Origin of the sequence: Parabacteroides sp. AT13, from assembly GCF_002272965.1 — a bacterium.
GTDB lineage: Bacteria > Bacteroidota > Bacteroidia > Bacteroidales > Tannerellaceae > Parabacteroides > Parabacteroides distasonis.
On record NZ_NQMH01000001.1, the window covers coordinates 1566846 to 1580905 of the forward strand.

12 protein-coding genes are annotated in these 14060 nt (G+C 38.3%); all 12 read right to left on the reverse strand.

The window, feature by feature from the left end:
- Positions 1-5 precede the first annotated feature (5 nt).
- The 12 genes from CI959_RS06750 to CI959_RS06805 all read right to left on the reverse strand — a co-directional run bounded on the left by CI959_RS06750 (position 6) and on the right by CI959_RS06805 (position 14034).
- A complete protein-coding gene (locus CI959_RS06750) occupies positions 6-1220 on the reverse strand; it encodes a 6-bladed beta-propeller (RefSeq protein WP_057317724.1) in 1215 nt (404 codons plus the stop codon).
- 4 nt (positions 1221-1224) lie between these two features.
- Positions 1225-2466 carry a TIGR04150 pseudo-rSAM protein gene (locus CI959_RS06755; RefSeq protein WP_005860062.1) on the reverse strand — a complete coding sequence of 414 codons (1242 nt, stop codon included), beginning with the start codon at positions 2464-2466 and terminating at the stop codon, positions 1225-1227.
- 2 nt (positions 2467-2468) lie between these two features.
- A complete protein-coding gene (locus CI959_RS06760; RefSeq protein WP_009016696.1) occupies positions 2469-3905 on the reverse strand; it encodes a radical SAM peptide maturase in 1437 nt (478 codons plus the stop codon).
- 207 nt (positions 3906-4112) lie between these two features.
- Positions 4113-4298: a TIGR04149 family rSAM-modified RiPP gene (locus CI959_RS06765; protein ID WP_005860066.1), complete on the reverse strand. Its 186-nt coding sequence runs from the start codon at positions 4296-4298 to the stop codon at positions 4113-4115.
- A gap of 33 nt (positions 4299-4331) precedes the next feature.
- Positions 4332-4976: a lanthionine synthetase LanC family protein gene (locus CI959_RS06770; protein WP_009275217.1), complete on the reverse strand. Its 645-nt coding sequence runs from the start codon at positions 4974-4976 to the stop codon at positions 4332-4334.
- Position 4977: 1 nt separating this feature from the next.
- Positions 4978-6801: a hypothetical protein gene (locus CI959_RS06775; RefSeq protein WP_095231422.1), complete on the reverse strand. Its 1824-nt coding sequence runs from the start codon at positions 6799-6801 to the stop codon at positions 4978-4980.
- 10 nt (positions 6802-6811) lie between these two features.
- Positions 6812-7330: a hypothetical protein gene (locus tag CI959_RS06780; RefSeq protein WP_011967179.1), complete on the reverse strand. Its 519-nt coding sequence runs from the start codon at positions 7328-7330 to the stop codon at positions 6812-6814.
- A gap of 8 nt (positions 7331-7338) precedes the next feature.
- Positions 7339-8046, reverse strand: a complete 708-nt coding sequence (locus CI959_RS06785) for a glycosyltransferase family 32 protein (protein ID WP_005860074.1) — start codon at positions 8044-8046, stop codon at positions 7339-7341.
- A 5-nt stretch (positions 8047-8051) separates the two neighbouring features.
- Entirely contained in the window at positions 8052-8414 is a 363-nt protein-coding gene (locus CI959_RS06790; protein ID WP_009275214.1) for a DUF3244 domain-containing protein, read from the reverse strand.
- Between the two features lie 162 nt (positions 8415-8576).
- A complete protein-coding gene (locus CI959_RS06795; RefSeq protein WP_095231423.1) occupies positions 8577-10304 on the reverse strand; it encodes a tetratricopeptide repeat protein in 1728 nt (575 codons plus the stop codon).
- Between the two features lie 360 nt (positions 10305-10664).
- On the reverse strand, positions 10665-12233 hold the full coding sequence (locus CI959_RS06800) for an ATP-binding protein (RefSeq protein WP_057317274.1): 1569 nt from the start codon (positions 12231-12233) through the stop codon (positions 10665-10667).
- A 133-nt stretch (positions 12234-12366) separates the two neighbouring features.
- Positions 12367-14034: a nucleoside kinase gene (locus tag CI959_RS06805; RefSeq protein ID WP_005860083.1), complete on the reverse strand. Its 1668-nt coding sequence runs from the start codon at positions 14032-14034 to the stop codon at positions 12367-12369.
- Positions 14035-14060 lie beyond the last annotated feature (26 nt).

Consider the following 14060-nt stretch of genomic DNA (forward strand, 5'->3'; position numbering starts at 1 on the left):
CTATTTTATTTTGTTTTCAACTTCCCTATAAAAACGATACAATTGTCATCATCAGTAATTTGATTATTCAACTTCTTCACTTTACTCAATACTTCTGGGAATAATTTTTGAGTGGAAGTCAGAACCTTTTCCAATTGCTCTTTTAATGCGTAAGGTTCCATGATCGCAGTGAAATAACCTCGATTGAAGGACGGATTGGTAGGCCCATCTATATTCCCTAGCATATTCCATTTCAAATTCACGAAACAACCTTTAAGGCTTTGTTTGTCTACTAGGATTTTCGGGAAACGGGGTAACTCATTATTCCATGAGGTCTGTGTATACCAAGTGACTAGAAAGTGATTGGGCAGCTCCGTGAAATAATGGCAGATCGGCTCATGACCCGTATGCATCGTAAAAACAGGGTGTAGCGTATTCGAGTCTATGTCATAATGATAAAGTGTGTCTTGCGAGGCTATACAATTATGAAGATAGAAGTCGGAAGCGGTGGTATTCAAGGATTCCCGTACCTCATAATCGTAAGTGCTTGGGATCAACATGAATTGGTCGGAGACCGGATATTCTTGGATGATATTGCCTTCGAAATCCTGCGTCCAGATCAATGCGGTGGGAGTTCCCTGAAAAGGTATGCACATGACGGTTACTGTTTTTTTCTCGGCATTGATGACGAACCGGCCTTTATGGGTTATATAGGCCAGAGGAATGTGTTTTTGTGGCTGCCCGTCGAAGTCAAACACTAATATCTTAGAGGCACGAATCTCCATTAGATAGATTTTATTATTACTTTCATCTAAATACTGATCATAAATAAATAGGTTATATTCATCCGGCCCTTGTCCTTGGGAGGAGATCTTTCTGATGAAATCCCCATTACGGTTATAGAGCTTACATGAAGAGCCTGCCCTAAAAGATTTCACTAAAATATAATGGTCACTCACGGCTATATGGGTATCTTGCCCTGCGGCGGTCAATGCGTCTTCCGAGTTTTCTAGGCGAATAACTTGAAAGGAAGAAAGCAAGGAGCTTAGCGATAAATTGAATGTATCCTTTACGGAAGAAAAGTCTAAACTAGTCACCGGATCTCCTTGCAGATTAATAACCTGTGCTATGACTGGGCAATTATCCAAGGTCAACTTTCTGGATACATTTGTCTCTTTATTTCCGCATGAGGAAACAACCGTTAGTAACGTGATCGATACGTAATATATGATTCTATTCATGACCTTATTGATTTAAATAACACATATTATATTCATTGGCTACTATTTCATAATTAGATATAGAAGGACATAGATACTTGTTTACGCAGTTTTTGCATGAAACATAATCTCTTGTAAAGAACCAAGGTTTAAAATAGTTTTCTATTTCAGAATAAACAATTTCAGACAATTTTTGATCTTGAATATTTCCAATCGTAGGAAAGTTTACGTTAGAATACACTTCTCCTGTAGGGAAAATGGTTAATTTGCCAAAAAGATTATCATTCAGTATTTGTTTTCTGAAAATATGCTGTTTTGTGTTTTTTTGTTCTATAATATCTTTAAAATCATTATAAATATATTCTTTGAAGAAATCCATGTTATCTCCTGTATACCAAGGTATATAATCAACATTTGTGAATTTCCCGAGGTTGTTTTTAGATAAAAAAATAACGTCATTCTTATTAGAAGCGATTAGACTCCAAGTGATATTATATTCATTAAATAAGTTTATATAACTATTTAACTCTTCATAATCTACAGGTAAATGAACCATTATCATTATTGAAAATTGCGGATTTATTAACAATTGTTTCAAATCTTCTTTGTTGTATTTTTTATATGGTAATATTATCTGTGTTTTAATACTGTACTGGCGGGAGAGTGATAACAGATAGGAAAAAAGCTCTTTTTTTTCTATTGTAGCTGGTATGATATTTATTTTATCTATTTGACAAATAGATAATTGTTCTATTATCTCTAGATATTTTGCATGTGATAATTTTTGTTTTTCTGTATATGTGGGATATAAGAATTGCTTATAGCAATCTTTATACATTGGATTTAAATCAAAACCTTGATTTTCTAAATAAAAGGTCACTTCATGGAGATGAAATAGTGCATTTTCTCCCAGTAAATTGTATTCTTTTGTCTTTGGATTATTAGGATGATGAAGAATCCGTAAAATAGGCTTAGAGATAAAAGGTGGAATACCTCTAATGTTTTTGATTATATCACCTGAAAATGTATTCCTTATCTTTTTTATGAATTCTGTAAATTGCGAATCTCTTAATTGATACTCATAAATACCTACACAATAGGTTTTATTTGTATTATGAAGAATTGATAAGACTGTATTTATTGTCTTTCCATATAGGGAACAATCAATATAAGTTGAATTTAATGTATTGTATATTACATATTGATTTTTACTGTAAAAAAGAAATGTGTAAGATTCTAAATAGAACCAATGAGTATAATTTTCCATGTTCAATCTATTAATATTTCGTTTTCTATTCTATCTAATAAATCAGGATGCTTTTCTAAAGCGTATATGTAGGTGGAAAAATATCGATTGACATCTTCATTTCCAAGATAATAAGGACATACGGTTTGACCTTCCTCATCTTTGGGTAAATAAAACACGCAGATCTCACAATTTTTCCACAACAAGCATTTTTTGCATTTATCAACTATAGGAGTATAAAGTTTCAAATACAGTTGTTTAACTTCCTTGCTATCCAAATTTATTTTACCATCTCTCACATAGCCTAGCGGATACTGTTGTCCAACCTTCTCGCAAGGTAATATTTTCCCTTGTACTGTCAAAAATATCTTTTTAGAAAAAGGTACACAGGTGCTTGTTGGAAAATATTTGATATCTTTATCTTGGAAAAATAGGTCTGGGATGGTTTTGTAAGTATTGCCAAAATACGATTGCATGAAAATATCTAATTGCACAATATGGGAATCATCTGCAATCTCCTTCAAATAGCTACTTCCACAGTTTACCGCTTGCTTTATGCTGTCTTCTTTAGAATGAAACATTCTATTAAATTCTTCTTTCTTGTCTTCAGCAATTCCATTTCTATTCAATTCAGATATATAAGGTGTTTTGTCAAAGTTAGTCTTTATGTAGCTATAAATTTGATCAACAGAGTTTTTATCGTGCAATACAGAGTTGAAATTTACATTGGAATCAAAATAATTAGGATGATTATCTTTTAATTTTTTGATATTAGCAAATACAATATCGAAAGACTCTTTCCCTTCCTTTTTTACCCGATATATATTATTCTGTTTGGATCCATCAATGCTTATCAATAAATGCACATCATTCTCGACAAGATAATTCATATATTTAGGCAATAATATCGCATTTGTCGTTAAATTATATACAAATGTTATCCCCTTTATCTTCACTGCATTTAAGTAGTTAATTATTTTTTCAATTAATATCATATTGACTAAAGGTTCTCCTCCAAAAAATCCTATGTTTATGGTATTATTGAATGATATATTACGATATGATTTCCATAGTGATATTAAATAGTCAATTAGAATTTTAACATTATTAAATTCTTGTTTGCCTCTATTGCGTTCATCTTGATTTGAATATAAGTCTCCATAACTACAGTATTTGCAAGATAAATTACATTCATCCGTTACCTCAATAAGTAATTGATTTAGGTTTGCTAACTCTGATTCTATACAAGAGGTATCATATTCAATCTCCATATTGGGGATTTTTTTCTCGAAAAAATTATTCTCTCTCAAGAAGAAATCTTTTTGTTTATAATATTCATATGCATTCTTGTCCATATCTATATCAACATATTCATTTTCAGAGGGAGACAATAATATGCTATTTATATATGAACTATAAATATATGTATATCCGGATTTTGATATAACTGGTTGTATCATAATTTATTATTTAATTAGCTTTTGATATCACTAGCATTTCGCACATATTGAAATTGGTATAATAGTTAATTGACATTCAATATCTATCTTAGTGGAAGTAAGAACTTCTTATTTCTTTAATAAGAAATAAGAAGTTCTTTAAAGTGACAGATATCCGCTATAAGATACATCTTATAACAGAAAAATCTTATCTTACTTCAGAAAAGGTTAGTAACCCCATCCATATCCACCACCCGGAGAATAAAGATCTCCTGAATGATTTGCGCTAGCATTAGCTGAGCCGCCTCCACCTCCGCAAATGCAGCATCCACCGCCTTTGAGTTTTTTTAGCTCTTTTTTTTCTAACTCATTTTTGCTGAGTTGAGAAAGTTTCAATTTACGTACTTGTTTCATAACGATAAATTTAAATTGTTTATAAATATGAAATTAGCCAGAATAGACTGGTGTTTCTTCTAATATCCATCTAAGTCCATATCCTGAACTTCCTTGATGTAGACCAAGTTCCCATGAATGGATATCCTCATTTTTGGGAAATGATCCTATAATTTGCAATATAGCTTGTTTTTTATCCAATATTATCTTATTATTACAAATAAGATTCCATTCTAATAAAAATAGATCATCGAAATTTGTATGAATTGCTGTTATATCTGCGTTGTTAATTCGTATATTTATATAACTAGATATTCCCATTAGTCCTGTCTCCAAACTAAGATCTTTTATTCTTCGTAAATCCCGCTCCATGACTTTTTTATCGATTTCTGTAAGGATTTCATTGGAATCCCCTTCCATGAACCCATTTTGAATTAGATATTCGATTCCCCAGCCGATTCCACATAATCCAGTCTCCAGATTTATAGGCAATGTCTCTGGAATATTCTCGCAGATTTCTTCGAGCAGTTCCCCTGCAAAGTCATCATATATAGCTGAGTCTGTATATCTTGCGTAGTGCGCAAAGAATAGCACAACTCCCATCTTTCCATGGAATAAACCAATATCCTCTATGTCGATTGAATGCAAAATCAGATGATTCGCTATTCTTCGTAATAATATGTCTTTTTCTGTATTCATCTTACCAACACTCAATTTTAGTATTTAAATCTTTTGCAAAGCCTAGCAATAATTCTTTTTGATAAGTTTTGCTTGATGTCAAACAAACAACCTTACTTGGGTTTAAGATTCGTAAAATCGTCTCAAACGTATTTGCGTATAAGAACAGTCTAGGAAAATTTTGTTCAATGCTATCATTCTCAAATACCTTTTGTTCGGAAAATTCAACTTGTACAGCTGTAACTGTTTCCGGTAGTTCTGTATCATCCGGAATCTCATATTCAGATAATAATAGAATTGGAATCTCTTCTTTTTGTAAAAAAGTCGATATATGAGCCAATTCTTCCTTGTCCACTAGGTAAACCAAGCAACATCTTTTATATGGAGATAAAAGCTTTGTCCAAAGATGATTATCTATATTAAAGTTATTTGTGGTATTCCTTTTCTTTTCTATCCATTCAAAATGATTCAAGAAATTAGAGATGTTGTGAATAGACTCCTCGATAGATTTTCCGGCGATACGGGAACGTATATAATCCATTTGTTCTTTCGAAATGAAAGACAGTATATATACGAACAATGCGTTTTTTATGGAATGGTTGCCAAGCATGAGTCTTAGGGTATCCCGGACCTCATATTCTTGAATAGCAGTTCTTATATATTCTTGTATGATTGTATCAAACTCGATTTTGTATTTTCCCAAATCCAGCGAACTCATCTTTTCTTGAGACTCCTCTTGTCTCCAATTTTCCAATGTGCGCCAAGGAATTGAATGACGTTGCGCAGAATAGAAATAAGAAAACATGGATTCAAAGCGTGAACGTATGAATAAATTTTTCCTTCTTTTCAGCTTTGAATAATTACATTTCTTGAATTTTTCTAGAGAAATGAAGCGATCCTTTGCTTTTTCATACCAATATTGATAAGTTTCAGTGTGCTTTTGAAGACATGGACGTAAATGAAACCATATCAGACCACCATCAAATAGCTTTTTATTGTGAAACATTACTTCCAGAACTTGATTGTAGCCGGGAGCTTTTGGCAAATAACAAGCTTGGTAGGTCATTTCTTCAGAGACCTCGAAAAAGAAAAGATCTCGCACTCCGTTGAATGGGCATAGAATGTCCCGGTAGGTTGTGTCTATCTTTTCGTCTCCTAAAAAAGTAAGCCATTCTCCGTTTTTTTGTAACACATTGATACCAGAGAGGGATACCAATATTTTATCTTGCTTGATTCTTTTTTTCAAATAGGAAAAATAGAAAGGAACCATCTTTATCGCTAACCAGTCTTGCCATTTTCTTTTTGGACTTTTGTCCTTTTTAGAATTATGCAGGTAAGATGTATATAGCTTATAAGCAATTTGTTCCAAAGGGTTGATCCGGACTTTTTGCTCGGTGCGGTAGGCATCACAATATTTTTTGAATGATTCGGAAAAAAATAGCTGATCTGAATCTATCTTGATCGCATAGCGATAGGTTACTTTTGAAATCGCATAATTCGTGTATCCGGAAAGGAGATGAATTGAATCCTTCGGCAAATTCATGGTCTCTTGGAATTGTTCATCCGTTAAATCTATAGGATAGATATAGGGTTGGTATTCAAAGATTTTGATCTTGTAGGGGTATTTGCTCTGTTTTCTTTTAAGTATATTAGCTGTCTCATCTGTACAATTGTGATATACCGCAATCAGCTCATCTAATCCTTCAATACAGGACTCTATGCAAGCGTCTAGGAAATCCGCACTGTTTTGGCAGCGCAATATACCCGTTACCCCTAAAGGGCGTTCTTTTGTCAATTGTGATAAATCGACAGTGTATTCGGTATAGTCCTGTTGCTTAGAGCTCATGGTAATTAAATTATTGATTCATTTCTAATTGATTTTGAGAAAAACAAGTTTCCCAAATTTTTTTCTGTATATAGCTCTCTCTATAAGGACTATATGGCAAATCTCTTTGTGCATCTTCTCCTATGTACTCTTTTCTAAACATTAAATATGTATGATAATCTTTTAGTGTATCGTCATTCAAAATTTCTGTTTCTTGTATCTTTATATCTATATCCGATAATACATCTTTGATCTCACCGGTAATAAAACGTTCTCTTAATAGATAGGTGATTCCCCATCCAATGCCACATAATCCATCTGACAAATCAAGAGATAAATCATCCGGAAGCTCCATTATAGATTCTAATATCTCGTCCGCGAATTGTTCATATAAAGCATCTCCACTATAACGACTGTATTCATAAAATAGGATAGTCATGCCTAGCTTACCGTTATACAATCCGGTATGCTCTAGAGCCTCTGTTTTCAGTACCCCGTAACGGAGTAGGTCTTTTAGTATGCCTTTGTATTGAATGAATAACTCTTTCATATCGTTCATTAATTGTAAAATGAAAAATTCGTACCCCAGCTACCAAAAAAATAATGAGAACAATATGCTTCCTTTATTTTTTCATGGAATGAGGCGGTCTCTCCCTGATAGATATATGAACCCATGTCATCTTTCGTCACAGGCGTTACTTTTGAATAAGGGAAAAGAGTAACCTTGTATCTTTTCTTCAAGGTATTAAATATCCGTGATATCATCAATGGGCCTGTTGTATGCATCACCTTTTGTGCTGGATAGTCCCGTAACATTGCATCAGTAATTTCTTTTAAAATGTCTATCCATCCTCCGCATCTTGGCTCAGAAACCATAAATGCATTTCCTATTAGGGTGGACATACTTGAGTTGAAATTATGCTCCGGGGGCTCTTCGCCAAATCCTATCATCACGTCTTCTAATAATGGCTCGATAGGCTTAAAACATTCCGTATCCAAATCCGTATAGACTCCCCCATATACATATAATATCATATAGCGAATCGTGTCCCAACGTTGTACATTGTATGGAAAACTTCTATACATGGAAAGATACTCCGGAAAATGTTTTTCTACCAACTCATCCATTTCCTCTCCGTTCCAAAGGTGATATTCCCAATCTGGATTCTGCTCTCGCCAAGTTCTTGCCAAGATTTGTAAGCGGGTGGGCATACATGGTTCTGTACGCCCCTCCCAGACTTGATGTATGATTTTAGGGATTGCCATATGCTTTATTTAATCTCGAATTCTCCAACTAGCCATCCTAACTTATGAATCAAGACTGCTTGGTATGTGTCTGTTTCTATCCCGTCCAATGGAATGTTGATAATATCTCCTGTTTCTCCGGAAAGTATATTCTCATACATTATATTACCTGCATGATCCATGATGCGGATCGTTAGATCATTTAATGCTTCCGTGAAATGAACACTCAAAATATTTCCTTCTATAGATAAGGTAGGAGGTAATACGTGGATGGAGCGATAACGTTCATCATCCCATTTCCCGTGTGCCGGGATGTCATCTCCATAAGCAAATGTGATGGAGAGAAATGATCCTAAAAGAATACATAAGGCTAACAAATGTGTTTTCATAACGCTATTACTATTTTTATTAGTAGTGTAATTACGATTTGTGTTGATAAAGATCAGTGAAAAAGCAACAGAAAAATGAACAAAAAACGAACAAGAGCATAATTATGCAAAAAAGATTTGTGCATTTTTTGTTTAGTTCCTTGGCTGATATCTAGTATAGTGTTATAAATTAGATATATAGCAGTCTAGATCTTTGGCATTTCCCTTCTTGCCAGTTAACTTCTCATATAATCTTTTTCGATAAATGGAGGCGTTTCCCAAATTGAGTAGGATCGCGATCGCTCCCGGCTTTACCCCTATTTTGATCAGATAGCAGATCTTTTTCTCGGATTCGTTCAAGGGAACAGACTCTTGTAAACCTATCGCAAAGTTGGGGAAACACGCTTCTACCGTAACGAAAAGCTTGTTCCAATCGTCGTTTGTTGGAGTCCAAGATATGGGGGAGCGAAACTTGTCATACAATCGTCCTACCTGTAATTGCGCTAACTTCTCCTTCCTTGTTTCCTCTTGGTTTCTTAAATTGGAATTCTCTGTTTTGAGGATGGAAATGTCTCGCTCCAGGCTTTCTTTGATATGGGATAATTTCTCCTGTTGTTGTTCTTTTATTTTATGTTCCTGTATGTCATGTAGCAAACTATTCTTGACAGAGGACAAGTCTTTTATCTCTTGCTCTTTTTTAAGGATTTGTTTCTCATTGTCTTTTAATCGTCGTAATGCGTTTTTTCGCTCCTGCCTATAACGGATGAACGTGAAAATGCTTCCTACTAGTAGAACATGGCAGCCTATTATGGATAAAGTATAAAAGAACTTCTGTTGGGAAGCGTAAAGTCGTGCTTCCCATAAGTCTCGCTCAATGTCATTGTATGAATAGAACGCTTGTACATTCCGGATAGATTCGGCCTGCATTTCCTTTTCTATAGAATCCCGTATCGACTCGTATCTATGGGATAATGAAGCTGCTAGCTCCCATTGCTTTTGAGCGAAGGCGATTTCTTTTAACTGGAAAAGTCCTCCGGCACGTGTCTTAGGCAAAGGTGCGGAATCTGCGCATGCTTGTAGGTAGAAACGAGCTGAGTCAATTTGACAGTTTTTTTTATAAAGTTCACCAAGCACTAGGTATACGGGATATTTGGCTTGTGGTTTCACTATATTTTGTAAAGATGTCTGTAATAATCCATATGCTTCTTCCAAGCGTTGTTCTTCTATATAAAGGCCGGCCAATTCCGTATAAACGGAAGGGAGGATGTTCTTTCCCATTAAGGCGATCGCTTTTTGGTTACAGATGATCGCACTGTCTTGATATCCCAGCATCAAGAAGGTTCGGCCTAAGTCCCGTAACGCAAATACTTGCCCCATTGAGTCTTTTAGCATACGGAAATCCTCAACGGCCTTTTTCTGAAAGGGTAACGCTTTGTCGTAAACCGTTTGGTAGGTATAGAGCATACCTATATTATTATTGATTCTGCCGAGTAACGCATAGTCCTTAATCTGTTCCTCTTCTCTCAATGCCTTGAGATAATATTCCTGTGCCTTTAGGGGCTGATTTAAGTCTTGGTTGATCCGCCCCTTATAGAACCAAGCCTTCGCTTTTCGTTCCAGATCGTCTGTTTCCTCATAATAATCCGTCGCGATCGTGATCAGCGAGTCGGTTTCATGCTTAACAAAAGTCTTGTCTTGTGCTTCTGTTAACAGCAAATAATAATGTGCCTTATCTTTTCGGGATAGGTTTTCTTTGTTCTCTATTTGTTCAAGGAGCATTAGCGCACTATCCGGATGTTGGGGCATAAGGTTCTCTACTTTCCGGAAGTCTATGGTTTGATGCCCCATCCCATCGCAAGAGATCCATATAATAGGTATTAGAATTAACAGGAAAACAATGTTTTTCTTCATTTGCGTGTTATTTGTTGAGGGTAAAAATAATACAAAAAGACGAGAATATCTTGGCTGGAAATCCCGACTTTTTGGATCTATTTTTATTACCATTACAACATCTTGAATAGCAGATGGTTACGCCAGAAACAAGTCATCCGTTTATGGCTTGACAAGTGAATAACTAACGGCTTCTCAAGTGAATAACTAACGAGTAGGGGTAGCCGTCAGTTAACGGCTTGGGAAGTGATCAGTTATTCACTTGAGAAGCCTTTTCCCAGAGAAGATATACTTACTTTGCCGATGAAGTATATCTTCTCCGGGCATAGAATATATACTGCGTTGGCCAAGTAAGTATATATGGATAAAAATAGGACTTTTTCACCCTACCAGCCACCTCTCGATATTCCGGGTCTCGGAGGAGAAATTCGCGCCGATCTTTAAGACCTCCCGGTCGTCTCCGGCGAAGGGTAGGGCATAACCTTTCTCCTCGATCTGCCGCAGAGCCTCCTCTGCGGTTCCGTTCAGCTTGAACTCCATAATATAGACGTAGCGGTCGGTTTGCAGGACGAGGTCGATGCGCCCGTTCGAGGTGTGGTATTCCACTTGCGTGTACAGTCCGACCAGCTTGAAGACGATGAAGAGGACGTTTCGGTAATGCAGCTCCGTGTCCCGTTCCGGGTTCCGGCCAATAATCGCCTCGTAAGAGGTATCGGCGAAGAAGCCTTGTAGGCGGTGGAAGAAGGCGTCGTAGTCTCCTGCCCGTACCTCTCTCACAAAGCGGCCTATCTCGAAAGGAGACTTCGAGGCTTGAATGTTCGTATAGAACGGCAGTAAGTATTTCATGAAACCCTCCTCTACCTCTTGGTTCGGGAAACCTAAGCGATAGATCTTGAATTCCGGCTCGTAATCCTTGATCGTGAGGTATCCGCTTTGGTAGATGACGGGGATGGGATTGTTCGAAGCGGAGTCGATGCTGTTCAACACGTCGGCGTCGGTCTCGGTGTTGGCCATGTCGTACAGGTCGTAATTCGTTCGTTTCAGCAACTCCACCAAGTAAGTGGGCGTGCCCGTCTCGAACCAATAATCGCTGAGCCGCATATACTTGAAGGTATTCAGCAGGCTGAAAGGGTTATAAATGCCCGGTCCCCCGGCCACGAAATGATAGCCGTCGTACCGTTTCCGTAGCAAGGATCGGGCCTCCTCGTATGTCCGCTCAAGGGCAGAGGCCAACGTATGGATGTCCTCATCGAAATGCGTACGCAGCTCCGTTTCCGTGATGCCGCAAATGGCGGCGTAAGGCTCTCGCATGGATATATCGTCCAGATTGTTGAGGTCGCTGAAGACGCTTACCTTCCCGAACTTGGTCACGCCGGTCAGTAGGGCGAAGCGTATAGCCCTGTCCATAGTCTTCAACACACCGTAGAAGGGTTTGAGCATGTTCCGGAACCGGTTTTGCATCTCTTCGTCGTGCAAGTTCTGTAGCAAGGGCTTGTCGTACTCGTCGATCAGGATCACGGCCCGCTGTCCGGTTTTGCGGTAGGCCCGGTCGATGATTCCGGCGAAGCGGAGGGGCAGGGTCTCCTCGGTAGGCCGTGTCCCATACTCCTCCTCATATCTGGACAAGGTATCATTTAATATCTTATACAAGCTGTCAGGGGCGTCGTAGTGGGAGATATTCAAGTCGAAATGCAAGATCGGATGCTTGGTCCACTCTTTCTCCAGCTTCTCCATGGCCAGTCCCTCGAACAGCTCCTTTTTCCCTTGGAAATAGGCCTCCAGCGTGGATAGCAGCAGACTCTTCCCGAATCGACGCGGGCGGCTGAGGAAATAGTAGCTTCCTGTTTTCACCAATTGATAGATCAAGGCGGTCTTATCAATGTAGAGATAGCCGTCCTTGCGGATCTTCTCAAAGTTCTGTATGCCGATGGGGTAAATAGTCTGGTTCATATCGTCTTGTGTTTAATGTGACTCATAGACAAAGATATGAAAAAAACACGTACATGTTTTCAAAAAAAGACGTACATGTTTTCGGAAAAACACGTACGTCTTTTTTTAAAGGCTTTATAGAGTATGATTCTACCTAGTACTTGAAGCTTCCTCCCCCCAAGAATTCACGGAGCAAGGAAGTTCCGGGAAGTTCCTCCGTCGGGATGTAATTAAAGTAGCGGAGGAAACGGAGCAAACGATACGCCTCCGCATTCGCCTTACTACTCTCCGGCACTTGCGCGAGGATCGGTTCCGCAAATTTGCGCAAGGCGGCCAGCTCATACAACATGGCGCTGTTAAACATAGCGTCCGCATTCTCCTGATACGGAAAGATCCATTTATCCTCACCCCGGCGAACGCTCGGCCAACGGTTGATCGTATCTTCCGCCGAATATCCCCTAAAGCGATAATCCCGGATGATACGGCGCAGCAGACGATTATCCGTCGTCGGTATCCAATTATGGTTATCCAAAGAGATAGAGGTCAAGACCGAGACATATACCCGATATTTATATTTATCATCGATAAACTCCGTCAGCTCCGGATTCAAGGCATGGATACCTTCTATCACCAAGATCGAGTTCTCACGAAGCTTAAGCTTCTTCCCTTTGAAAACCCGTTGGCCGGTCTCGAAATTAAAAGTCGGCAAATCGATCTCTTCCCCGGATAACAACTTCTTCAAATCCTTATTAAAATAGGGTAAATCCAGCGCATACAAGGATTCAAAATCATACTCGCCATGCTCATCCTTCGGTGTATCTTCCCGGTTCAAGAAATAATCATCCAAGGAAATTCCTACCGGATGAAGCAGGTTAGTTGTTAATTGCACTTGCAAACGCTTGCAAAACGTAGTCTTTCCCGAAGAAGAAGGGCCAGAGATCAAGACGATACGGATGCCCTCTTTATATCCATCGGCGATCTTTTCGGCGATCTTAGCAACCTGTTTTTCCTGCATCGCCTCAGAGACAAGGATTATATCCTGAGAGCGGCCTTTCTCTATCGCTAAATTCAAATCCCCCACATTATCTAAGCCGACAGTCCGCTGCAATGTAAGGTGTTCCTTATAAGCCTCGAACATCTTATCCTGCTTGATGACAGGCTGCAATTCCATCGGATCGGTCTGCTTCGGAATACGGAGCAAAACGCCATCCATATACGGTTCCAAGTCAAACAATTGGATATAGCCGGTCGAAGGGGTTAAACAGCCATAAAAGAAGTTGATATAACCTTCCAACTCATAATAAGAGGTATAAGGCAATCCCGCCGTCTCTATTAAGCGAGCCTTATCATTCATACCCCGCTCCCTGAACAATACGGCGGCATCCACCGTACGGACACTCTTATGGAGGAAAGGAAGATCCGCGTCAATCAACTCCCACATACGTTTCTTGATCCTCTCGATCGTCTCCAGATCGATGTTCTTGCCGTTATGGATCACGCAATAGTAACCTTTCGACACCGGATGTTCCAGATTTAAGGTCGCCGTCGGCCAAATATCATACACCGCCTTGGAAAATATATGGCAAAGCGAGCGGACATAGGTTCTCAATCCGGATAATTGAGTATAGTCGATAAATTCGATATCCTTCGGTTGCCAACAACGGAAGTTCAAGCTTTCCGTCTTATTATTCACTTGCGCATTCATCGGCCTGTACCGAAGCGGAGCGCCAAGCGCCGTATAAATGTCCAACAACGAAGAACCAATGGGTACATCCTTGTAGGTATTATTATTTTTGCAGTAAATTGTTATTGTCTCAGACATACTATCTCAGTTATTATTTGTAAATT